Source organism: Tunicatimonas pelagia (genome assembly GCF_030506325.1).
In the GTDB taxonomy this organism is placed as follows: Bacteria; Bacteroidota; Bacteroidia; order Cytophagales; family Cyclobacteriaceae; genus Tunicatimonas; species Tunicatimonas pelagia.
Genome location: NZ_CP120683.1, coordinates 321,680 through 346,540, shown reverse-complemented (window position 1 = coordinate 346,540; position 24,861 = coordinate 321,680). Strand labels below are relative to the sequence as shown.

General features: G+C 43.9%; 18 protein-coding genes. 4 read left to right on the top strand and 14 right to left on the bottom strand.

The window, feature by feature from the left end; translation table 11 throughout:
• Positions 1 to 7: 7 nt before the first annotated feature.
• From P0M28_RS01390 to pyrG, 14 genes are all read right to left on the bottom strand, one after another.
• Positions 8 to 850 (bottom strand): nucleoside-diphosphate sugar epimerase/dehydratase, encoded by an 843-nt coding sequence (locus tag P0M28_RS01390; protein WP_302207608.1) that lies wholly within the window; start codon positions 848 to 850, stop codon positions 8 to 10.
• Positions 851 to 1,065: 215 nt separating this feature from the next.
• Positions 1,066 to 2,436: a tRNA uridine-5-carboxymethylaminomethyl(34) synthesis GTPase MnmE gene (gene mnmE / locus P0M28_RS01385; RefSeq protein WP_302207606.1), complete on the bottom strand. Its 1,371-nt coding sequence runs from the start codon at positions 2,434 to 2,436 to the stop codon at positions 1,066 to 1,068.
• Between the two features lie 69 nt (positions 2,437 to 2,505).
• Positions 2,506 to 3,009 carry a thioredoxin family protein gene (locus P0M28_RS01380; protein ID WP_302207604.1) on the bottom strand — a complete coding sequence of 168 codons (504 nt, stop codon included), beginning with the start codon at positions 3,007 to 3,009 and terminating at the stop codon, positions 2,506 to 2,508.
• Positions 3,010 to 3,116: 107 nt separating this feature from the next.
• Positions 3,117 to 3,557, bottom strand: coding sequence for a nucleoside deaminase (locus tag P0M28_RS01375; protein ID WP_302207603.1), 441 nt, complete (start codon positions 3,555 to 3,557; stop codon positions 3,117 to 3,119).
• A complete protein-coding gene (gene gldC / locus P0M28_RS01370) occupies positions 3,550 to 3,903 on the bottom strand; it encodes a gliding motility protein GldC (protein WP_302207602.1) in 354 nt (117 codons plus the stop codon). Before gldC ends, P0M28_RS01375 begins: the two co-directional genes overlap by 8 nt.
• Before the next feature lie 66 nt (positions 3,904 to 3,969).
• A complete protein-coding gene (locus P0M28_RS01365; protein WP_302207601.1) occupies positions 3,970 to 4,779 on the bottom strand; it encodes a M48 family metalloprotease in 810 nt (269 codons plus the stop codon).
• A 17-nt stretch (positions 4,780 to 4,796) separates the two neighbouring features.
• Positions 4,797 to 5,282 (bottom strand): DUF6702 family protein, encoded by a 486-nt coding sequence (locus P0M28_RS01360; protein WP_302207600.1) that lies wholly within the window; start codon positions 5,280 to 5,282, stop codon positions 4,797 to 4,799.
• Positions 5,283 to 5,391: 109 nt separating this feature from the next.
• Positions 5,392 to 6,327: a bifunctional riboflavin kinase/FAD synthetase gene (locus P0M28_RS01355; protein ID WP_302207599.1), complete on the bottom strand. Its 936-nt coding sequence runs from the start codon at positions 6,325 to 6,327 to the stop codon at positions 5,392 to 5,394.
• The gene (gene truB / locus P0M28_RS01350; protein WP_302207597.1) at positions 6,324 to 7,052 is read right to left on the bottom strand and encodes a tRNA pseudouridine(55) synthase TruB; all 729 of its coding nucleotides are present in this window, start codon (positions 7,050 to 7,052) and stop codon (positions 6,324 to 6,326) included. The genes P0M28_RS01355 and truB overlap by 4 nt, the downstream gene beginning before the upstream one ends.
• A 1-nt stretch (position 7,053) precedes the next feature.
• Positions 7,054 to 7,851: an undecaprenyl-diphosphate phosphatase gene (locus tag P0M28_RS01345; RefSeq protein ID WP_302207596.1), complete on the bottom strand. Its 798-nt coding sequence runs from the start codon at positions 7,849 to 7,851 to the stop codon at positions 7,054 to 7,056.
• A gap of 43 nt (positions 7,852 to 7,894) precedes the next feature.
• A complete protein-coding gene (locus P0M28_RS01340) occupies positions 7,895 to 8,101 on the bottom strand; it encodes a DUF3098 domain-containing protein (RefSeq protein WP_302207594.1) in 207 nt (68 codons plus the stop codon).
• A 122-nt stretch (positions 8,102 to 8,223) separates the two neighbouring features.
• Positions 8,224 to 9,123, bottom strand: a complete 900-nt coding sequence (locus tag P0M28_RS01335) for a cell division protein FtsX (protein WP_302207592.1) — start codon at positions 9,121 to 9,123, stop codon at positions 8,224 to 8,226.
• A 6-nt stretch (positions 9,124 to 9,129) separates the two neighbouring features.
• Positions 9,130 to 10,995 (bottom strand): membrane protein insertase YidC, encoded by a 1,866-nt coding sequence (gene yidC, locus P0M28_RS01330; protein WP_302207590.1) that lies wholly within the window; start codon positions 10,993 to 10,995, stop codon positions 9,130 to 9,132.
• Between the two features lie 96 nt (positions 10,996 to 11,091).
• Complete coding sequence (gene pyrG / locus P0M28_RS01325) at positions 11,092 to 12,729, bottom strand: CTP synthase (RefSeq protein ID WP_302207589.1); 1,638 nt, start codon at positions 12,727 to 12,729, stop codon at positions 11,092 to 11,094.
• A 471-nt stretch (positions 12,730 to 13,200) separates the two neighbouring features.
• Here pyrG and P0M28_RS01320 point away from each other — a divergent pair, with 471 nt between their 5' ends.
• Genes P0M28_RS01320 through P0M28_RS01305 form a run of 4 tightly spaced genes read left to right on the top strand, consistent with a single transcriptional unit; the run spans position 13,201 to position 24,750 of the window.
• Positions 13,201 to 18,960: a PKD domain-containing protein gene (locus tag P0M28_RS01320; protein ID WP_302207587.1), complete on the top strand. Its 5,760-nt coding sequence runs from the start codon at positions 13,201 to 13,203 to the stop codon at positions 18,958 to 18,960.
• Positions 18,960 to 22,262, top strand: a complete 3,303-nt coding sequence (locus P0M28_RS01315) for a T9SS type B sorting domain-containing protein (protein WP_302207585.1) — start codon at positions 18,960 to 18,962, stop codon at positions 22,260 to 22,262. The genes P0M28_RS01320 and P0M28_RS01315 overlap by 1 nt, the downstream gene beginning before the upstream one ends.
• Positions 22,259 to 23,293 (top strand): PorP/SprF family type IX secretion system membrane protein, encoded by a 1,035-nt coding sequence (locus tag P0M28_RS01310; protein ID WP_302207583.1) that lies wholly within the window; start codon positions 22,259 to 22,261, stop codon positions 23,291 to 23,293. The genes P0M28_RS01315 and P0M28_RS01310 overlap by 4 nt, the downstream gene beginning before the upstream one ends.
• A 41-nt stretch (positions 23,294 to 23,334) precedes the next feature.
• Positions 23,335 to 24,750 (top strand): OmpA family protein, encoded by a 1,416-nt coding sequence (locus tag P0M28_RS01305; protein WP_302207581.1) that lies wholly within the window; start codon positions 23,335 to 23,337, stop codon positions 24,748 to 24,750.
• Positions 24,751 to 24,861: the final 111 nt, after the last annotated feature.

Below are 24,861 nucleotides of genomic sequence, written 5' to 3'. Positions count from 1 at the left end.
GTAAGGGCTAGGCTTTGAGTGAGTTAATTAGCTTCTTCATACCGGGTAAGGTATTTTTTGAAGTGGCCGAGAAATTACGACCATAAATAACCGGAATGTTATTAAATACTGAAGTTTCAACTTCCTTAAATGGAACAGTAATAGGACTATGTACTACCGAGAACCGGATGTAATGGTTGTTGGCGTATTTGATGAGCTGTACTAATACTTTGTTATCAACTGATGAATCAAAGTAGATATAGTTAATAGCATTCTCTTTGCAAAACTCCTCAATTTCCGAAGTAATATCTTTGGTTTTCTTCTCCTCCGAAGCATTTCCATTAAAGAACCCGTAGAAGTGATGACCAAATTTTTGATTTAAATCAAGGGAGCGCAGTAACTCATGAGTTGTAGAGGTGCGCCCGATAATGATAAAGTTAACTTTGTTCTCTTGCTTGTTACTCAATAAGCGGTAACTAAATAGCAGAAGAACTTTGGCACTCACCGTAATTAGTACCGAGTAAAGATAGACATTAATAAGGTATCCTATTTCGAAGTACTGCGGCGTAGTTAGCAGGTAAACAAAGATGAAAAGTGCATGAATAAGAACCACTTTACTGGTACTCTTGAGTATGTACAAGACTCTCTTTAAAGTTTTAGTGTTGTAATGATTTGAGAAAAGAGAGATAATGATCCAGAGTAACACCCAAATAGTGTAGAAAGAAGCATTAGAGGTAAAGATAGCCCCTTTGGTAAGAAAGTTTTCGTACAATGATAAATCAAAAGCAAAATAAAGACAAAACGCATCAAGCATCATGATGACGAGAAAAAATGTCTTAGAGTACTGTGTATACTTAGGGATGTGAAACATATCAATAAAAAATTGAATCAATCAAAGGTAATAAAAAAGTGTTTAACGATGAAATATTTATCGCAAAAATGCTAAAAAAAATAAAGAAATATCACAAATTTGAAAAAATATAACGTTAAGTTAACATAGGTTAGATTAGGCTAATTTGACAATACGTAATACAAAACGCTTATTTTTTTTAATTGTTTTAATAAACCGATTGGTTTTTTTCTAAATTACTTTCCGATACAGAATTTACTGAAAATCGTTCCCAGTAATTCGTCGTTAGTAATATCTCCGGTAATTTCACCCAAAGCATGTAGCGAATAGCGAATATCCTGCGCTAAAAAATCGTGCGTAATTCCCTGATCAATGCCAGAAATGACCTGCTGTAGGTTATTGTAGGCACTTTTTAAACTCTCATAGTGGCGAAGATTCGTTACAATTGCGGACTGGTCTTGAATTTGGTTAAGCTGAAGAGTACTTATCAACTGTTGCTGGAGTTGCGCTAGCTGATGTTTGGTTAACGCGGAAATAAATACTACATCGTTCGTATCGCGTAATGCATCAACTAAGTGCTTCTGAGCTTTATCTAGCTTGTTTCCTACCTTTATTAGGGGAATATTAAGCTTTTCTAGGGATGCTATTTCTTCGGTTATCTCGTTGAGGTTACCTTGCTCTAAGTCAAACAGATAAAGAATAAGGGCGGCCTGCTGCATTTTTTCGTAAGTGCGTTGCACCCCAATAGCCTCAATTGTATCAGTGGTTTCTCGGATTCCAGCTGTATCAATAAAGCGGAAACGAATACCTTCTAGGGTGATTTCGTCTTCTATCACATCTCGAGTGGTGCCGGGAATATCACTGACGATGGCCTTTTCTTCATTTAGTAGGGCATTCAGCAGCGTAGATTTTCCTACATTCGGCTTGCCGGCAATTACCGTGGGAACGCCATTTTTTATGACATTTCCTATTGAAAAGCTTTGGATAAGATGCTGAGTTTTAGCAAGAATCTTCTGAACTAATTTTTTAAGCTCTTCCCGATTAGCAAACTCTACATCTTCTTCGGAAAAATCCAGTTCTAACTCAATGAGTGAAGCAAAACGCACTAACTGCTCCCGAAGTTGGTGAATCTCCCGTGAGAAGCCACCCCGCATTTGGTACATAGCAGCCCGATGAGCTACTTGAGAGTCAGCCGCAATTAATTCAGCGATAGCTTCCGCCTGAGCCAAGTCGTACTGCCCATTGAGGTAAGCTCGTTGAGTGAACTCTCCTGGCTTAGCTAACCGGGCACCCAAACTGATAAACAGCTCAATTATTTGTTGAATAATATAGGAAGATCCGTGACAGGAAATTTCTACCACGTTTTCTTTAGTAAAAGAGTGGGGAGCAATAAAAAGGGAAACGACTACTTCATCAAGAATTTCTTCTTGCTGACGAATTGTTCCGAAGTGAAGCGTATGAGAAGGCTGATCCAACAGGTTTTTACCGTGAAAAATCTGGTTGACCAACGTGATTGCCTCTGATCCTGATAAACGAATTACACCAATAGCTCCCTCGCCACTGGGGGTAGAAAGCGCAATAATAGTATCTTGTGCGTAGGTAGGCATAAAAAAAACAGTTATCCGATTGACACAAAGTAACGGATAACTGCTCTGAAAAAGTTGCGAAAAGAGAATTTACTGACTCATTTCTGCTTGGTTAAATCTTTCTAATAGCTCGAGAAAATCGCCGGCCGGGCGGAAGCCACTCACTGGTTGGAAGCGAGCGAACGATTCGTCGAAGAACACTACCGTAGGGTATCCCGTAACCCGTAGAGCGCGGGCTAGTTCCCCTTTAGAAAATTCTTGTCCTTTAAAAGTGACTTTATCGTTGCTATCAGCCTTTAGCTTTACGGCATAAAAATTTTCGTTGACGTAAGCCGCTACTTTCTCATCGGAGAAAGTGGTTTTATCCATTTTCTTACACCAGCCGCACCAGTCGGTATACACATCCATAATTACTTTTCTTGGCTCTTTCTCCGATAAAGTCTGCACTTCCTCAATAGTCAGCCAGTTAATTTTATTAAGCTTCGCGGGTTCTCCTTCAGAAATAGTAGTAAATGAGGCGACAGAAGCTAAACTTAAAAAAGTAATTACTCCGAGAGTAATTGATAAGAAGCGTTTTATTTCTAGATTTTTCATGATACTCATTGCTGGTTATTACCTATAACGAACCTCAAGTTGAAATGATTCTGCTGCTTACGGAGCAAACACCACTCCATTTGTCAGTAGCGAAACAAATGGCACATTTAGCCAAATTCTTGTAAAAGTCTCGAGCATTCTTTTTCCATGAATAGTCCGGTTATACTTACTTTTTGAGGAGAATGAGCTGCTACCTGTTGGCAGGAAATAGTGATTTGAGGCATAAATTGAGCAATGGTAGCAATAGAAGCCCCAAATACCACCTGAGGAATTTTGGCGTATAAAATAGCCGACATACACATAGGGCAAGGCTCACCTGTAGTAAATAGAACTGTTTCAGGTAGCGTTTGAGACTGATTTTGCTGGCAAGCCTGCCGAATTGCATTCACCTCGCCATGAGCAGTAGGATCGTGCGAAGCAGATACGGTGTTATGCGCTTGAGCAATCACTGCACCATTTTGCACAATTACACAGCCAAATGGCGTTTTGCCGTTCTGAGCCTGTTGTACAGCTGTTTGCATATATTCTTTCCACTGAGTTTTAGCCATTCTTCATCTCATTTTCTACGTGTTGCACCAACCGGTCGCAGAGATCATTCATTTCTTGGGCCATGTATGAGTCGCCGGTAGCGTTGAGCGTGGTTTGAGCCAAACCGCCAATGGCATCAATACAAAACCGTTTCATTTCATCAACGGGCATCTCTTTAGTCCATAAGTCAATGCGTAATGTGTTTTTTTGCTGGTCATCCCAGAAGGAAAGGCTCATGGACTTACTTTGGCTGGGACCATTCTCTACCTGGGGGTTGCCCTCGCCATCAGTAGCACTCCAGCTAATGTTTTCGGGAATGTTGGCTTCGTCCAGCGATACGGTGATATTGATTTCAGACTTTTTCATAGTTGGAGATATAATATGTGCCCTCAAAACTACGAAGTTCCCCCGATTGAACCTATTTAGCGGGAGTTAACCCGGTAGCATTCGCTGAAAATCCTGGTAAGAAGGAGGGTTGTAAGGCTGAGTGCTACAGCCAATTGCTTGTGCTTTGTCGGTGATATCCTCAAAGCGATTGGTTGGATTGGGGTGGGTACTGAGGAAAGTGGGTATTCCGCTGGTTTTACCATCTTCAGTAAGCTTCTGGAAAAATGACCTAGCTCCGGCACAATTGTACGGCGTTTGTGAAAGATACTCTACCGATGCTTCATCTGCTTCCCTCTCAAATTCCCGACTAAAGGATAATCCGGCGGCTCCGGCGGCAAGCTGCGCGACAATTTGGGTAAGCTGGTTGCCGCCTTCGCCTAGTATCAGGCTAAGAAGAATGCCAATACCGTATTGCCGTTGGATATTTCGCATAGAATGCCGTAAGTCAGCGTGAGCAATTTCATGGCCTAGCACTCCGGCTAAATCATCTTCGCTATCTAAGTACCTAATTAATCCGGTGTATACGTAGACAAATCCACCAGGCGCAGCGAACGCATTCAGGGTGCTATCATTCTGAATAATCCTAATTTGCCAGGGAAAGGTCTCACGATACGCAACCTCTTCCGAGTTTAGAATACCAAAGAAAATGTTCTCCAGATAGCTGTAGGCATCCGCGTGGCGAGCTGTGTCTAGCACCGGATATTCCTGAGGGTTGCTCATGATAGACGAATCTAGTTGCTGGCCCAACTGAATTTCTTGGTCTAAGGAAAATACTTGCAGGTTATCGTTTTCATCGCAGGCTGATAAAGTAAAAAATAGCCCAATCACTACGAAAAAAAGTATGTTTCTACCCATTGGAAAATAGCGTCAGTTTAAAAAATGATGGTATCGGCGATTTGGTTGTGAGCCAACTTCATGCTCTTTACCACTCCGTTGGCTCGCACGTGAACAATATTTGCCTGATCTTCAAACGTGTTCAGCAGCAATGTGTTTCGCACTTCTACTTTTTCTAGCGACTTAACCGACGCTACCTCCAAGTAGCACCACATGGTTAAATCTTCTCGCTCAAAGCCCAAAAACTGGGGCTGTACCAACTGCTCATTAATAGTAAACACCAGGTGCTGATCGAGATAATTATGGACAATAGAATCAAGCTGAGCGGGGTTAGGCGGGTTGAGCACATCAATGTAGGCAGTTGCTTCGCTATTATCCCGGTTCAGTGCTTCCTCTAAGTCATCGGCAAAAATTTTTACGGTAATTTGCAGACTGTTCTCTTCAGTCGCGTGATAAATGCTAGTGACGCTGATGTGGAAGGGGTGAAAAAAAAGTAGTGAAAATAGAAGGTTGGTCAGGAGCATTTCTTTCGTTCGGTGAAACTTGTTTTAGTATGGAGGTCAAAGTTATTTATTGTCAATGTTGAACTTTATACTTTTTACAAAATTGGCATTTGATTAATGGAAAGTATAATTAGCTATTGCTCTGTAGAATTGCCAACGCTGCCGCGCGATCTTTTTCTAATTGGATAGTTAGCGACTCTAAACTGTCCAGTGTCATATCGCCCCGAATGTGTTCTAAAAACGAGATAGTCAGTTTTTTACCATAAATATCCTGATCGAAGTCAAAGATATTTACCTCAATGGTTTTATTTTTTCCGGCGAGGGTAGGGCGGTTGCCAATGTAAAGCATACCTCCGTAACGTTTCTCTTCCTGAAAGACATAAACAGCGTATATGCCATCAGCCGGAATGAGTTTATATTGTTCTTCAACGGAAATGTTAGCCGTAGGAAATCCTAATCCCCGGCCAATTTTATCACCGTCTACCACGGTGCCACTTATTTGGTAGTGCCGTCCCAGGTACGAATGCGCGGTGGCAACATTGCCTGTTTCCAGTGCTTGCCTGATTTTGGTGGAGCTTACTCCACTGTCGTCAATATCTTGACGAGGAATTTCTTCTACCTCAAAACCAAAGCGGGTGGCATTCTGCTGTAGATAGTCAAAATTACCTTGACGGTTACGACCAAAATGGTGATCGTAGCCAATTACCAGGAACTTGGTATCTAACTGATCTACTAAAATTCGCTGCACGTATTCATCAGGGGAAAGCTGGGAGAATTCTTCAGTGAAAGGTATCTGCACCAAATGATCGATGCCCAACTGTTCTAGTAAATGGGCTTTCTCATCGAAAGTATTGAGTAGCTTGAGCGAATTCTCATCGCCTTTCAGTATCAGGCGAGGGTGGGGCCAAAAGGTAAGTACTACCGTTTCGCCATTCACTTCTTTGGCGAGTTCTTTGAGACGGCTTAAAATTTTCTGATGGCCAATATGCACTCCATCAAAAGTGCCACTGGTAACCACAGGTTGGTGGGGCGGCGGGTTAATCTTACCCTCACGATGAATTTTCATTCCTCAGTTGGCTTTAGAGTACTAGTCCAATCGGCAATGGTGCGGGCATCGTTTACGTGCAAATGACCAATGCGGGTACGCCGAAGTTCTTTTAAATATGCCCCTACACCAAGTTCCTGCCCTATGTCTCGCACTAAGCTACGAATATAGGTTCCTTTGGAGCATACTACCGAAAACCGAACTTCGGGAAGCGTAATTTCGGTAAAATCGAAAGTCGTGATCTGAACTTCGCGGGGCTTAATTTCTACCTTCTTTCCCTGCCGAGCCGATTTGTACACTCGCCTTCCGTCTACTTTAATAGCGGAGTATTGGGGTGGAATTTGGCTAATTAGACCGACAAACTTCTGTCGTACGGTTTCTAATTGCTCAATTTTAATATGGTCGGTGGGCTGCTCGCTATCAAAATCAGTCTCCAGGTCAATGGAAGGAGTTGTTTTTCCTAGAACCAGCGCGCCTTCGTAAGCTTTTTCCATTCCCTGGAATCGCTCAATCTGTTTAGTCATCTTGCCAGTGCAAAGCACCAGCAGGCCGGTGGCTAGCGGATCGAGCGTGCCAGCGTGTCCAATCTTTTTTACTCTTGTTAATCCCCGCATTTTTTTTACTACATCAAACGAAGTCCATTCCAGGGGTTTATCTACGAGCAGCATTGCACCGTCAGCAAAATTAAATGGCGAGGAAGAAGGTAAATCGGAAAGTGAAGAATCAGATGGTGAGATAGTAGCCATGCTAAATAAACCACGTACTAACGATGGCGATAGTTCCTACAATAAAGCAATAAATAGCAAAATAGATGAGCTTACCCCGCTTTACAATTGCAATCATCCACTGGCACGCTAGCAGTCCGGAGATAAAAGCGGCAAAAAAACCTAAAATCAGTGCCAGGCTGGAGATAGACCCAGCAGAAGCGGGTTCTTCCAAGTAGTCTAACACTTCAAGTAAGGATGCGCCCAGAATAGGGGCAAGCACCATCAGAAACGAAAAGCGGGCGGCCTGCTCTTTTTCTACTCCTACCAACAAGGCAGTAGCAATGGTAGCTCCTGAGCGAGAGATACCGGGCATAATGGCGAACGCTTGGGCTAGCCCAATAATCAATGCTTTGGGGAAGGTAACTTGTCCCGGCTGTTTTCTAGCGTAGTAAGTCAGGGCTAGTAGCGTTCCGGTAATGAGTAGCATAATGCCTACCAGTAGTACTTTTCCGCCGAAGAAGGCTTCAATTTCGTCTTTGAACAGGGCACCGATTAGCCCGACCGGAATCATGGATACGACTATTTTGGCTACGTAAGCTGTTTCTTCGTTCCACTTGAACCGGAACACACCCTGAATAATTTCCGCAATATCTTTCCGAAAAATAACGATGGTGCTTAGGGCGGTAGCGCAGTGAACGACTACCGAAAAGAGCAGATTGTCTTTACTCTGAACCCCCAGCAATACGGTGCCTAGCTCAATGTGGCCACTGCTGCTGACTGGTAAAAACTCAGTAAGTCCCTGAACGATACCTAGAATAATCGCTTCGATAATGGTCATAAACTGTCAAAATTAAGTAGGTCGGTCAGGTGGAGGTGCAATTTTACTCCGGTTTGGAAAGAATAGCAAAGAATTCTAGAATGAAACCTGCTAGTACTACCAGCGGACCAAGCGTTATTCCCAGAAAACCAAAACCGTAGGGTTCGGTATCTAGCGACATCAGAATGAAGCCAAGAATTACCACGAGGATACCAGCCAGCATAAGCCGATAGTTTTTCTTTCCGAACGGAAGTAGATTTTTATCTGACATATTGTTTGAGTGTTATAGTTCTAAGGCTACAGAATTCGTATAGTATAAACACGTTGAGACCAAAGCCCTAAACTAAAAACTATAACACAATAACACCTAGAACTAATGCTTTTTAACATTTTTTAATAAAGCTGATCTAATGACATGCCCAAATACTTCTTTACCGCCCGGTAGGTGCTAATGAACCCGACCAATCCACCTAATACTAATAAACTAACCAGTAAAACAATTAGCTCTTGGGTACTTTGTAGCTGAGATAAATCATCTATCTGCTGCTGCGCGTACTGAATAATAGCAAAGAGCAAACCTCCGGCGAATATACCACCCAAGATGCCATGAAGCAACGAGCGCGTAAGAAATGGACGCTGAATAAAAGAAGCCGTGGCTCCAACCAGTTGCATACTCCGAATCAGGAAACGCTGGGAAAACAGGGCTAACCGGATAGTATTGTTAATTAAAATAGTAACAATAATCATGAGCAATACCGCAAAACCAACCAGCACTACGCTAATTTTAGTTACGTTTCGGTTAATAGCATCAATTAAGCTCTCTACGTAGGCAACCTCGAACACCCCGCGCAGGCGTTCAATGTCGAGTTTGATTTTGCTTAGTTCGCGGGGAGCGTAGTACTCAGGTTTTACGTGAATGACAAAGGCATCGCGTAGCGGATTTTCTCCTAAAAATTGCCGAAAGTCTTCTCCGGTTTCTTCAATAAACTCTTGAGCGGCTTCTTCTTTAGAGATAAAAATAATCGCTTCCTGCCCTTCTTGGGGTTCAATATACTCTTTATTGGCCAGGGTTTTCTGAATCTTAAGTCGGTCGCTAGGGGAGATGGTCTGGTTGAGAAATACCTGGATTTCTACATTTTCCTGAATAACTTGGGTAAGCTTGTTGGCGTAGAGCAACAATAATCCGAAGAGGCCAATTACGAATAGGGCCAGTGTAATACTGAATACTACACTTACGTAGGGGTAACTTCCCAGCTTTTTCTTTCTTCGAACTTTAACTTCCGTAACATCCATACCGAATTAGCGCTTACGGGGGGCTGCCCCGCGGTTACCAGGTTTATTTCGCTTATTTTCCTCGGTGGCTTTCATCGCTTCCTCTAACTTTAACTGAAATTTTGATTTTTTCTTGTTTCGGTTTTTCTTTTTGTTCTCTTCCAGTTTTTGCCGAATCTTATCATCATCTACAAACCGACGAATGACTACCTGCTGTCCGAAAGTAACAAAGTTAGAAACTAAGTAGTAGAAGCTAAGGGCTGCCGGAAACTGATTCAGAATAAACATGAACATTACTGGCATGACGTACTGCACTGATTTCATGGGGCCTTGTACGCTGGTAGCTTGGCTGTTCGACCAAGTAATTAAAAGTTGCGATAGCGTCATCAGCAGCACAAATAAACTAACATGGTTGCCGTAAAATTCGCTAAGTAGCGGAATTTGAGCGTCCCAGCTTACAATTGCATCGTAGGTAGATAAGTCATCAGTCCACAAGAACGGCTCCTGCCGCAATTCAATAGAATTAGGGAAGAAGAAGAACATGGAAAGCAAAATGGGCATTTGCAGTACCATCGGAATACAGCCACTGATGGGGTTGACGCCTACTTTCTGATACAGCTGCATCTGCTCCTTTTGCACGGCCGCCATATCGTCGCCGTGCTTTTCTTTCAACTCGTCTAATTCCGGCTTTAACACCTTCATTTTCGCCATAGAGATGTACGACTTGTAGGTGAGCGGAAAGAGTGCGGTTTTAAGAATAAGTACTACAATGACAATAATCAGCCCATAGTTGCTAGAGAATCTTTCTAAGAAATGAAACAGGGGAGAGATTACGTACTTACTGATCGGTTTTACAATGAAATAGCCCCAGTCAATATTATCTTCAAAATCGACGGCCACGGTTTCCATTACCCGTTGATCGTTCGGTCCAAAGTAGTATTTGAACGAAAAGTTTCCGTTGTTAAGTGGAGTGGGTACTTGCAGTCCAATGGTTTGCACAATGTCCGAAGCTTCCGGCGGTGCTTTTAGGGTAACCAATGCCTTCGGAAACGTCTGGTCGGCAATAATGCCAGAAGTGAAAAACCGCTGCTTCATGGCGAGCCATACCACTGGCTCTTCAATCAGCTCCGTTTCGGTTTCGCCGGGAGTTTGTAGTAGGGAAAAATCGTCCAGGTCGCTGGTAAAGTATTTTACCGAGCCTCGAGTACGACTTTCTTTACCATCTTTTTCTACTACCCGCAGTTCATCATTCCAGATAAAAGTGAGCGTTTCATCCTGAATAATGCCACTGGCGTTTTCAACGCTGATGTTGTAGAACAACTCGTATCCCTGACCAGCCAGGCGGTAGGTTTGCCGAATTTTTCGCCCGTTTTCAAGATTTGCCACAAATTCTACGGTAGTGGTGTCATCAGTGGCTACTTGCTTGTCCCGGGCTGATGATGAATAAAATAGCTCATACAGATCAATTTCACCTTGTGCGGTAGGAGCTACCAAGCGTATTTCGCTGGTCTCAGGAGAAAGAAGGTCTACTGTGCCCCCGCCGTAGGCCTCGTAGTTTTTCATTTGCACTTGCACCGGACGTCCGCCTTGGGTGGAGAAACGGACGCGCATGTTTTCATTCTCCAGGGTAAATATCCTTTCTTCTCCGGTAGCCGCCGCCGCAAATGCTCCGAACCGCTGCCGGTTAGCCGCACTCTGTACGGAGTCGGGGAGAGAGTCTGGAGTGGCCGTAGGTAATTCGCTTTCAGTAAGTGATTGCGGGTTAGCTGTAGCAGTTTTTTCCTGAACCGTCTCAGATTCGGTGACCGGAACTGGCTCCGGGGCAAAAAACTGAAAATATACAATGAGGAGTAGCGCTAGTAGAGCGAATCCAATCGCTTGATTCTTATCCATATACAGTTAGCGTCGATAAATGCTAATACGTTTAGATACACTTAAATGACGAACCAAAGTTCGAAATATGAGGGTAAAAGGTAAATTAATTTGCGTTTACTTTTCTACGGGTTCTTTTACTCGGTTTTTCTCCCGAATGGTTGCTTTAACAAATTGCACGAACAGCGGATGCGGCTCTTGCACAGTGCTACGCAGCTCAGGATGAAATTGCGTGCCTAAAAACCAAGGGTGATCCTTAATTTCCATAATTTCAACCAACTTACTATCGGGGTTAACTCCCGAGGCAATCATACCGTGCTTTACAAACTGCTCGAGGTAGTGGCTATTATATTCGTAGCGGTGGCGGTGGCGCTCTTGAATTACTTTTAACTTGCCGTAGGCTTCATGGGCTAATGAACCTTTCTTTAACTCGCAGGTGTAGGCACCCAACCGCATAGTGCCTCCTTTATTCTCCACGTGCTTTTGCTCTTCCATTAAAGCAATAACCGCATCTTCCGTTTGCGGATTAAACTCCGTAGAATTGGCCTCGGCTAGCCCCAGTACGTTCTGGGCAAACTCAACTACTGCACACTGCATTCCCAAACAAATACCGAAAAATGGGATCTTTTCTTCCCGTGCGTAACGAGCCGTTAGCAGCTTACCGGGGATTCCTCGTACTCCAAAACCCGGGGCAACCAGCACACCGTGCAAATCGCCTAAGACTTCGGTTACATTTTCGGGGGTGATGCTTTCGGAGGGAATCCAGCGGATGTGAACCTTACACTCGTTCTCGGCTCCAGCGTGAACAAAGGCTTCGGCAATAGACTTGTAGGCATCAGGTAGCTCTACGTATTTCCCTACTACCCCCACGGTTATTTCAGTGATCGGGTTTTTCAGTCGTCCCAGAAATTTCTTCCACTGTAAAATGTCCGGTGCTTTACGATCCGGCAGCCGCAACTTACTCAGTACCTGTTCATCTAATTTCTCTTTCAGCATATAGATCGGCACATCGTAAATAGAGTCAGCGTCAATGGCTTCAATCACTGAGCTGAGGTCTACATTACAGAACCGGGCTATCTTACGGCGAATATCGGTAGGCAAGTGCTGCGATGCTCGGCACACCAGAATATCGGGTTGCACCCCGGCCTCTGACAGTCGTTGTACCGAGTGTTGGGTAGGTTTGGTTTTTAGCTCTTTCGCTTTCTCTAAGTAGGGAACTAGCGTAAGGTGGATAACCACAAAGTTGCTGGAACCCAGCTCCCAGCGAGCTTGGCGAACGGCTTCCACGAACGGTAACGATTCTATATCACCCACACAACCTCCAATTTCGGTAATCACAATGTCGTAATCACCGGTTTGGCCCAACTTGAACACATGTTCTTTAATCTCATCCGTAATGTGCGGAATCACCTGAACCGTTTTTCCCAGATATTCCCCTTTCCGTTCTTTAGAGATTACGTTATGGTAAATTCTGCCGGTAGTAACGTTATTCGCCTGAGAAGTGCGAATATTTAGAAAACGTTCGTAGTGCCCTAGATCCAGATCGGTTTCGGCTCCGTCTTCGGTAACGTAGCACTCCCCGTGTTCGTAGGGGTTCATGGTTCCCGGATCGATATTGATGTAGGGATCAAACTTTTGAATAGTGACTCGCAGCCCACGGGCTTGAAGTAGTTTTCCCAGCGAGGCCGATATAATTCCTTTTCCCAGCGACGAAGTTACTCCGCCCGTAACAAATACATATTTAACTGATCCCATAAGAATAGTAGCTTACGGGGCACAAAGGTAAAATTTTTATTAGAGAATTAGCAGGGAGCCAAATAAAGATTACAATTTAGGTAGGTGCGCTAATAGGTTGGCAAAAAAATAGTATGAATACAGGCTTTTCGTGTACTTATGAAGTGAGAAAACCACTTTCTAAAGACATCTACCGAAAAAGTTACCGAAAAGAACCAAAACTTACGTACTTGCAATACCAGTAAAAGCTAACTAATTATTTAATGATTAGAACTATTTTTCACTTTTTTTGCATAAAATTTGCCTTAATACAGTAAAAAATGGAACTCTAGCTATGGTAAATTTTATAGAGATTCCGCCATTTTTTTTGTTATTTTATCAATAGTTTACGTATATTTGAAATATAAATAAATTAATTTTTTATATAATTTTATAAATAATTAAGGTTTGAAACTTAATTCACATAAGTGGTTTAGAATAATATTCATGCTGATGTGTACTCTTATATTAGAGTCATCAGTCTTGGCTATTTTTAACTCGGTTAGTGCTCAATTTCAAATTACACTGGGGTCTACAGAAATACGCGAGAACTCCATACCCAAAGGTTTGGGTAATGTAGGTGTCGGTGATTTTGAGGACGAACAGGGGAATTTAATCGATTACGAGTTAGTGGAAGGAGAAGGTAGCGAGGGAAACAATTTCTTCTTTATCGCAAAGAAAGATAATAACAGTCAGCTCCAGGCTACACCCAGGCAGGGGTTCGATTATGAGGAGCAAGTTGAATATAGTATTCGCGTTAGAGCCTCACTTGCTGGTACTACTTTAGATGAGCGAACATTTACCATTAAGATTCTAGATGTAGAAGAACCGCCCACCGACATTTTGTTATCCAACAATCTGGTAGACCCGGATGCTGAAGAAGATGATGTGGTAGGGGAATTTTCAGTTGTTGACGGTGCACCAGTAGAGATTTCTTATAATTTGCTGGATGATGCTGACGAAGCCTTTACGTTAGATGGTAATAAACTTGTTGTAGGTGATGAGTTTGATGATGAAGATCAAGCTAGCTACACGATTGAGGTGCAAGCTGTTGGCAATGGAACTTTTGAAAAATTCTTCACTATTACCGTAGATAATTCTGGAAATCAACCGCCCACCGCCAATGCTGGATCAGATACTACCGTGACAGTTGCCGATGAAAATAGTAGAGCCAGTGTTCCATTAAATGGTTTATCTTCTTCCGACCCAGAAATGCAACCGCTAACGTATCTTTGGACGTGGACGGAAGGGGGAGTGGCTCAATCGGTTACGGGAGCTACCCCAATAATCACCTTACCCGTAGGAATTTTCACTATCAACTTAGAAGTCACCGATGACCAACTTACTCAGGGACTTGATGCAGTGACAATTACGGTGAATGCATTGCCCACCGCAGTTGCGGTAGCCACTCCTCCCAGCGGACCCGCTCCGCTCACCGTAAATTTTGATGCCAGTCAATCCTCTGACGGCGTAGAAGGAGAGATAGTAACCTATGCTTGGGACTTTGGAGATGGTAGCGTAGGAAACGGGCAAGTAGTTACCCATATGTATTCTACCGATAGTATTTATACTGCTATGCTAATTGTAACGGATAATCTAGGGGCGGCCGACTCTAGTGAAATTACAATTACCGTGAGCGCAACTCCGGAGCTTACACTATCCACTGATAGTATCTTGGTAGATGAGGACTTTACGGAAACTCAATCAGTGACGGCTACCTTAGTAAATGCTACCCAAGAGGTAAACTACTCGGTTGAGCCGACTGACCTTGGTTTTGCTACACTAACGGCTAGCCTTACCGACGGTAGCTATTTTCTCTCCCTCAGTGCTCAGCCCCACCTTAATGGCAATGCCGATCTAACAGTTACGGCTACTTCAGCTAATCAAACCTATCAACAAACAGTAAACGTTGCCGTGGCTGCGGTAAACGATGCACCGATGTTTACGCTAGCTAACAATTTGGTAACCGTAGCAGCTAATAGCGAAAGGCAAACAGTACCTAATTTTGCTACGAATATCGCTCCCGGGCCTGCCGAAGCTACCGATGAAAGCGGGCAGGTACTGAGCTTTGACTTAGGCGATTACAATCAAACCCTATTTTTAGAAGAGCCGAGCATTAGTCCAGACGGTACGCTTGCCTACCAAGTGGCCGAAAATCAGGCGGGAAGCACCAATGTTTCAGTAACCCTGAAGGATAACGGTGCTTTTGATGGTGCTAATGTTAATTTTACTGATCCGCAGAGCTTTACACTTAATGTGGAGGCACCACTAAACCAGCCGCCTACAGCTAATGCGGGGGCGGATCAAACGTTTACAGATACCGACGGTAGTGGTAATGAAACAGTGACTCTAGATGGTTCAGCTTCCTCTGATCCTGAAGCACAACCTTTAGCCTACACTTGGAGCTGGCCAGGGGGGGTAGGAGCCACTGGGGTGAATCCTACAATAACACTCCCCGTAGGTACTACAACAGTTACCCTTACCGTGACGGATGTCGCTAATGTTACAGCTACCGATGAAGTAGTGATTACAGTCAATGAGCAACCAAACCAACCTCCGGTGGCGAATGCGGGGATTGATAAAGTAGTAGAAGACAGTAACCGTAGCGGTGATGAAATAGTAACTTTAGATGGTTCAGATTCTTCAGACCCTGAAAATCTGCCTTTAACCTATACCTGGAGCTGGTTAGCTGATGGTGCCAATCAGTCAGCCAATGGGGTAAGTCCAACTATTAGCTTACCAGTAGGTATAACAACAATCGTCTTAACAGTGAGTGATAGTGAAGGGGCAACTGCTACCGATGAAGTAATAGTTACTGTAAATGCTCCAGCAAACCAGCTTCCAGTGGCAAATGCAGGCGCTGATCAAACATTATTAGATAATGATCGAAGCAATGATGAGTCAGTAACTTTGGATGGTTCTGCCTCTAGCGATGACGTAGGTATAACTACATATACTTGGAGTTGGGCCAACAGTGAAAGCGCGAGCGGCGTTAATCCTACCATAATTCTACCAATAGGTACAACTACCATCACATTGACGGTAACCGATGCCGCCGGTGCTACGGCTACCGATGAAGTTGTTATAGTAATTAACGAGCCAGCAAATCAGCCACCCTTAGCCAGTGCCGGTCAGGATCAAACGTTGGAAGATAGCGATGGTAGTGGGGATGAAACAGTAGTATTAGACGGGTCAGGTTCATCAGATCCGGAAGGACAGGCACTTACATACGCTTGGAGTTGGCCAGGGGGTAATAATGCAATAGGAGAGACGCCAACAATTACTTTACCAGTAGGTGAAACAGTGATTACGCTAACAGTAACCGATAACCAAGGGGTAACTGCGACAGATGAAGTAGTAATTATTGTTGTAGAGGTTGTTGCTGATATCACACTTAGTGACTCGCTTATTCAAGAAAACCAAGCAGATGCGCTAGTAGGTACGTTGGGGGTAGTAGGAGGCGAGGAACCCGTCGTATTTTCTCTGGTTGGAACCGGAAACGATAATGACGAATTTACGATTGATGGGAATCAGCTCAAGACCAAAGATAGCTTAGATTTTGAAGCAGGAGCCACTCGGCTGGTGACGGTTCGAGCGACGGCCAATAACGATGGTGGCCTCGATAAAACTTTTACTATTACCGTAGAAAACCAGGAAGAAGCACCTACTGATATTACGTTAGACGATTTCGATGTAAACGAAAATCAGGTGAGTGCTTTGGTTGGAAACCTAGGGGTAGTCGGTGGGCAAGCACCTTTCACATTTTCCCTGACAGGAATTGGCAGTGACCTCTTTACAATTGATGGGGTTCAGCTAAAAACGAATGGTAGCCTCAACTTTGAAGAAACCCCTTCACCGAAAGTGGAGGTTACCGTAAACTCAGCTGATGGCAGTTTCGCCAAAGAGTTTACGGTCGTCGTAAATAATCTTGAAGAACCACCCACCAATATTCTTCTTTCTTCTAATTCAGTCAACGAAAATGTACGAAGCAATACGCCAGTAGGAACGTTCTCAGCAGAAGGTGGTTCGGTAGCTAACCCAACTTTCCAGCTCATCAGGGATAGAGATGATAATGGTCTGTTCAGACTGGTTGGTAGTCAACTGCGGACTAATGCGGTATTTAATCGGGAGGAGAGAGACTCTTATACCATTCAGGTACAGGCTTTAGGCGAAGGAAGTATCACTCAGAGTCTTACCATTAATATTACTGATGTAAACGATGCGCCTAAAATCACGGTGACTGACGATCAGGTTCTTTTTGCTGAAGGCAGCGATCCGGTTAAGGTTTTGCCAGATATTACGGTAGAAGATGAAGACAATCCTGAGTTGAGTGGTGCTACGCTATCATTTGTGAACAATTACGTGCCAGAGGAAGATGAATTACTTACGAGTGCCGACCATCAGTGGAATAATCAGGCAGGTAGGTTAATCATCAATGGGCCACTATCCATTGCTGCCCTACAGGAGATTCTACGGAATGTAACCTATCGAAATAGAAAGACAATCAATCCCACTTCGTCGGCTCGTCAAATTCGGGTGGTAGTTAACGATGGGGCACTGGATAGTAATGCTGAACAGATTTTTGTTTTAGTAGATAACCCTAACGTGCCTCCAGTACTTACTGATTTCTCAGTTGAGGTGGCAGAAGATGATAGCCGAACGCTAGTGGCAACCGACTTTGAAACCAATCACGAAGATGCCGATGATGATTTTCCGAATCAAATATACTTAGTATCTGGCCCTTTGGAGGGTGTGTTGACCGTCGATGGACAAGTTATTACCAGTGAAGTTATCTTAGCCAGTATCTCTCAGGGGCTTCCGGGTTTTCTGGTAGATTTTGCTACTGTGGCCAGCATTACCTACTCACCCACTGAAGGGTTTAATGGTAGTGATGAATTTCGTTGGGATGTGCCCGGCGGTGCCAACGCAGCCACTGTAAACATTGAAGTATTATCGGTTAATGATGCTCCTATACTGCTAACTCCGAACCAATTGCTAGTGCAAGAAAATACTGCACTGGCACTATCCGATATAACGCTTTCAGATACTGATAACGATGTGCTGCTACTTACACTATCAGTTACTAACGGGACTTTGGTACCTAGTGCTTCAGTAGAGAATGAGGTTTCGGTATTAGAGTCTGGCGAAAATGGTGGCAAGCGTATTCAGGTGGAAAGTACCCCAGACGATTTGGCACGAATCTTACCGGAGATTGCTTACTTGCCTGCGTCAGAAATATCGGATGAAGATTCATTAGTTATTGCGCTAACCGATTCCCCCTCTAACCTATCGGGAAGTTTTACGGTTAATGGCACGATAAATATTCGTGTAGGGGTTAACCAACCACCGCAGGTTTCTAATATTTCCTTAGAAATTAATAGCGGACAGTCATTTCCTTTTACCGAAAGTATTTTCTTAGAAGCATACACCGATGTCGATGACTTTCCTGGGGAAGGTGGTTTCACAACCATTCGTATCACAGCACTACCGGAAAGTGGTCAGCTAGTTTTTAACAATGAAGTGATTACTGAAGAACAAGTGGTAGGAGAGGGGTTGCTCATTACGCGAGCTGATATCCCCCAGTTGAGCTACCAAATTTCGTCTAACGAAGTGGCCTCTGATCAGTTTGTGTGGAATGCAACGGACGGTAGTAAGTTTGCCCAAGAAGCAGCCACGGTTTCTTTTACTATCAAATTGCTCTCGGTAACACTGTCTACCGAGGCCGAAGAGGTATGCCTAGGTGAGTCAGTGACGCTCACTGCTGTTGCTGATGGAGGCACCGCACCGTTTACCTATCAATGGAATTGCGATCAAACAAATTGTGGCTTGGGTGATGCAACTGAATCTGCGGTGGTTAATCCGGTTGAAACGGCCAACTATCAGGTGACTATTACCGATGCTAACGGTATTCAAGCAAGTGCTACGGTTCCAGTAAATGTGGTTGATTGTAGCTTGGTAATTCCTACGGGCTTCACTCCCAACGGAGATAATATTAATGATACTTGGGAGTTACAAAATATTAATACCTTTGAGGAAAAATTGGTAGAAGTGTATGACCGTCATGGTCATCAAGTGTTTTTCTCAGATACTTACAACGCGGCTTGGGATGGAACTTACAACGGTGAGAAACTACCATCAGGCACGTATTACTACCGAATAGAACTGGAGGCAGGAAGCCAGTCGCACCAAGGGAAGGTAACGATTTTACAGTAATGCGGACGCGATTCTTTATAAATATTGGCTGGTGCCTACTGGTAAGCATCTCATCAGCAATTATATCTAACCTAGCTTTTGGCCAGAGCTTAACTGGGGTAGAAGGCACCTCAATTACGTATACTGAAGGAGATGGGGCAGTACAAATAACCAATAGCCTATCAGTTACTAGCAATACTCTTTTAAGTTACGCAACGGTAGCTATTGGCAGTGCCTACAACGCAAGTGAAGATACATTAATCTATCGGGGTGAGGCAGGTATTTACCCGATATTTAACAACGAAACCGGGGAGTTACTATTGCTAAGTTTTCCGGCTGGGTCAGCTACGGAGAGTGGTGAAATGCAAGCGGCCTTGCGCTCGGTATTCTACCAGAACAAAAACGAGGGTAACCCTCAGAATAGTCAAAGAACAGTTTCTTTCACGGTGTACGCTCAGAATGTGGAGGGTAGCAATACCATTTCTCGAGCTATTGACGTGCAGGGTGTGGATGATATTCCCCGTCTGCTCAGCCCGACAAATACGCCATTAGTAGTGAATAGCCTAGCAACCCCGGTACCGCTGGTGCCAGACTTGCAAGTGATAGATAGTGATGATGCGTTTATGACAGCCGCTACGGTAAGAATTGGCGAAGTACAGTTCGACCAATTAGTGTTTACCAATAATAGCAACGATAATATCGTAATCCAGCGAGCGGAGGGAACCAATCGGCGATTAATTCTGACGGGACGTGATACTAAAGAAAACTATCAAGCAGCCCTTCGATCTATTGGGGTACAGAATTTATTTTCTGCACGAGGTTTTAAGGGTAATCGGAAAGTAGAAATTCAGATAACAGACGAAAAAGGGGAAGCTAGTAATCTATTTGAGCAGTACGTGTACGTTCTGAGCCAAAGTAATCCCAATAATACCCCCCCCTCTACCCAAGACATTTTAGTAAGTATCGCTGAAAATCAAACGCTCAATTTTGAAGCGCAACAGTTTCAACTAGCGTATACGGACTCCGAACAGGCTGAATTGAGCACCATTCGTATTCGCTCTCTACCTAAGCACGGGTTTTTGTCGCTGAATGGAGTAGAAGTCGATGCTGACTTTTTAGTGCAAGATCAGGGGGTAGTTGCCAGAGAAGATTTAGATAAACTTACTTACGTACCCAATCGAGCGTACGTTGGGTCTGATCAGTTTGAGTGGAGTACAACAGATGGTACTACTCCATCGGCGAATACTTCGACTGTTTCAATTAGCATAGCCAAAGCAGCTCTTCCGCTCTTGTTAACCGTAGCCGAAAATGCGCTGGTAGACGAAGACAAGGTTACTATCTTGCCATCTATTTCATTACAAGCACCTCCCCACGCTTCTTTAAATGTGACATTATCAGTAGAAACCGGGCAACTCAGCGTTGTCCCAATTATCCTTCCTTTTATTAGTATAGCCGTTGAGGGTGGTAATGAGCTATCATTTTCCGGAACAGCCCAAGCTGTTCGCTTCGCATTAAGTGGTTTACAGTATAGTCCAGCCAATAACGTAGTAGGAAATGATATACTCAAGATAGCCGTATCCTCATCTACGGAGCAGGAAGATGGTATTTTAGTGATTACCATTGCTCCGATTGACGACCCCGTAGTGCTTTCCAATATTGAAGTTGATACGCTGGAGTATACCGAGAATAGCCCTGCGCTACCAATTACGAACAGCTTGTTGTTAACTGATCCTGACGGAGCTATTGCCATTACATCGGCTACCGTTACCGTACCGGAGGGACTAAATGAAAGTGAAGAACAACTAACGTACAATCTCACTGGTGGGGTCACCGCCACGCTAAATGAGGGGCGATTGGAGTTTTCGGGCGAAGGTAGCTTGCGTCAGTACCAATCAATATTGCGGTCGGTAGCTTATAAAAACCTTAGTAACAATCCTCAAACAACCCTTTTAACGTTCGAATTTCAGGCTACTGATGAGAATGATAGTGTAAGTAATGTGGCTTCTCGAGTGCTACGAGTGGCAGCAGTAGACGATAGTACCGTGCTGACTACTGCCGAACCTAAGCTATTAAGCTATGTTTTAGAAAGTAGTGCAGTACCTTTTCACTCATCACTAACCGTTACCGATGTAGACAGCGATAGTTTAACCCGAATGGTTGTTTTCTTTGAGGTTGGCTACGACCCGGCGATAGATAGTATTTTAGTTAGTGTGCTGGAGAATATGACGGTTGCTTGGGATGAAGAGGTAGGAAGCTTAGAGATTAGCGGTAAAAATTCAACCGAAAGTTATCAGGCAATGGCTCGCTCACTGCTTTATCAGTCCGCAGCGACACAAGTGCAAGTTAGTCGGCAAATAACCGTTCAAGTATTCAATGATGAAACTCCCAGCAACAGCGTGTCACGAACTGTTCAGCTAATAGAGAATACTCCTCCGGTGGTGGTGAGTTTCAGCAAAAAAGGAGTGCAAAACGGGGCATTCGGATTTACTGTGGATGACTTTCTTACAAACTATACGGATGCGGATAATTCTCCTGTGCCTAATCAGTTTAGTAGTTTACGAGTAGTTACACTGCCCACTCAGGGAGTTCTTACCGTAGCTAATGATACTATCACCCAGCAGAAAGTTGACCAATCGCCGGGAGGTTTCTTTTTAAGTTCGCAAAATATTAGTCAACTATTCTACCGTCCGGCTACTGATTACCTGGGGGAAGACCAGTGGGCCTGGAATGCTTTTGATGGAGCCGAGTTGGCGGATGATAGTGCCTTAGTTGCGCTAACAGTGGTGCCTGCTTTAACTGTAAACCTACCCGATTCGGTTGAGATTTGTCCCGGTGAGACAATAGCGTTATCAGTAGAAGTTTTATCGGGCGAAGAGCCCTTTACTTTTAGTTGGTCTTGCAACCAAGAGGACTGTCAGATTGAGTCGGCTACCGATGACTCAGTAGTGGTAGTATCTCCCGTCGCAGCCGTTCAGTACGTAGTGCGAATTACCAGTAGCGATGGCCTAGATAGTGTGCAGGACACTATTTCAGTTTTGGCGGTAGACTGCTCAGAAGTACCATTAGAGATTCCTTCAGCATTTACGCCCAACGACGATAATATTAACGATTTGTGGGTGCTTCCCAACGCGTCAATATTTTCATCAGTGCAGGTAACCGTTTACGATCGGTTTGGGAAAAGCGTATTTGAAAGTGCTGATTATCAAAATAATTGGGATGGGACGTACGAAGGTAGAGAGCTGCCAGCGGGGAGTTATTACTACACCATTGTGTTGCCTCGTGAATTAAAAGATTATTCAGGAACTGTAACATTGTTACGATGATGAAAAGATTTTACTATATAGTGAGCTTGATAGTCGTTACGGGTTGGCTGCTTGTCGCCCAATCTGCCTCGGCTCAACAGCTTTTTAGGTTAACGCAATATTTTCAGAATCCTATAGTGATTAATCCGGCCACCACCGGCATTGAGGGGTTTATGGATGTGAAAATTGGTTATCGACAGCAGTGGTCAGGACTAGACGGAGCGCCGGAAACATACTATATCAGTGCTCACGCACCTCTGCGGACAAATTCTTCGTCGACCGGCTTGCGCCACAATGCTTTACGAATTAGCGATCCATCGCTGTACGATCAATTTGACGGAAATACTCGCTACGGAGCAAGTAACGTGAAGCATGGCTTGGGTGGCTATATTACTAGCGACAATCAAGGAATATTTGCCCAAACCTCGGGGTTTATGTCCTATGCCTCGCACCTTCCGTTGGGCAATCAGTTGAGATTGGCCATAGGTGTATCAGCTGGAGTTACCAATCAGCAGATTGATATATCTCGGGTGACAGTTATTGAACCCAATGATCCCACGTATTTAGCGTATCGCAACCAGCAGGGGCAGAGCACTAATTTTGATTTAAATGCCGGGATGTTTCTTTACAGTGATCGGTTTTACGTTGGGTATTCTGCGGCGCGGATTTTTCAAAACAACCTGTACAATGATAGCGAAATTGCCGCCCAACAACAGCTTACGCATTTTGGTATGTTAGGCTTGCGACTAAATTTATCAACCGCACTGATGCTGTACCCCGGCGTATATATCGGGTACGATGGTGCTAACCCCGTTACCTATGATGTAGGTGCTAGGGTAAAATTGAAAGATATAGTCTGGGCCGGATTATCGTACCGAAACACGAGTACAATTGCCGGAATGGCCGGTATTCAGATTAATAATACATTTAATGTAAGCTATTCGTACGATTACGGGTTTAGTGGAATTAACAATTTGCAATCGGGTATTCACGAGATTACTTTGGGGCTGGTGTTGTTCAACTCTCGCCAGGTAGCTCCTTATTTGTGGTAGTTTAATACGAGCGATTTATGAAGCAACTTCTTACATATTGTATGTTTATCTCACTAATAGCCCATCAGGCTGTATGGGGGCAAACAGTATACTTTGCCGATCCGGTAGTGTTGAATGATACTATCAATAGCGGTGCAGAGGAGAGCTATCCTATGTATTCATTGACAGATAGTACGCTGTATTTTGTTCGATCGCTACACGCTCAGAACGTAGGTGGGGTACGCTCGGGCCAAGATATCTGGTATACTAAGCAACAGCCGAGCGGAACGTGGGCCGAACCGCTCAATAATCTGGAAAATTTAAATAATCAGAATAATAATGCTATAGTTGGTATAAGTCAGACGGGTAATACTTTGTACCTGCTCAACTCGTATCAATCAGATACCAAGGAGCAGCCTGGTATGGCGTTCAGCTTCGGCATAGATCAAGGGTGGCGTCCGCCCAATGATATAAACATTCCTGGTCTGGAAGAGAAGATCGGAAACTTTTACGGTATTTACGTGGCTCCTACCGAAGATATTGCGGTGGTTTCCATGCAAAAAGAATCTTCGAAGGGAATGGAGGATCTATACGTTACTGAAAAAGATTTGCAAACCGGAGAGTGGGGTTCCCTGATTCATTTAGGCGAAACAGTTAATACTGAGGGCTACGAAATATCGCCGTTTTTATCTAAAGATAAAAAGACGCTCTTCTTTGCCAGTAACGGTCATCCGGGCTACGGAAATACCGATATCTTCGTAAGCTATCGCCAAGATACTTCTTGGACTAACTGGAGCAAACCCGAGAACTTGGGTGATGGTATTAATTCATCCGGGTTTGATGCTTATTTGTCGGTGGCGGGTGATGGACAAGTGTTTTTTGTGAGTAATCGTTACGGGCGTTCCACTGATATTTACCAATCCCGCATTATTAGTCGGGAAGAACGAGAGCAGCAACTGGCTAGTCGTATAGTAGGCGGAGGTAAAGGGGTAATACCCAATCGTAGTGCCGAGGAAGAGAAATTAGATGAAGAAACCCGAGCGTTGCTAGAAGAAACTCAAGCATTACTAAATGAGTTTAAGAAGGCAAATAATGATGCAGGAGACACCTATGAGTCAGGCAATACTACTGAGCCAGAACAGACATTTGAAGAAAATACCGTCTACTTTAACCTGAACTCTAGCGAACTGCTACCAGTAGCTTACTCAGACCTTAAGGAATCTGTAGAAGTGCTGCAAGAAAACCCTAATCTCTATGTGGAAGTGGTAGGCCATGCCGATGATTCGGGTGGTAAAGATTACAATCTAAAGCTATCAATTGAGCGAGCGCAGTCCGTAAAGAAATTCTTGGCAAATCAAGGTGTTGAAGAACGGCGTATTATTACCTACGGAAAAGGCTCTACGCAACCTGTTACTACCAACAGTAGTCCATCAGGGCGGAAGCAAAACCGAAGAGTCGTCATCGGTTTTGGTCAGTAAAATCAGAGTGCCTCTAGACGTGGCAGTAAGTAGTCAACCCTGAAGAAGTATCTAAAGAATTGATTATCAAATAAAATGCGACATAAAATGACGCAACAAAGCTCATTAAAT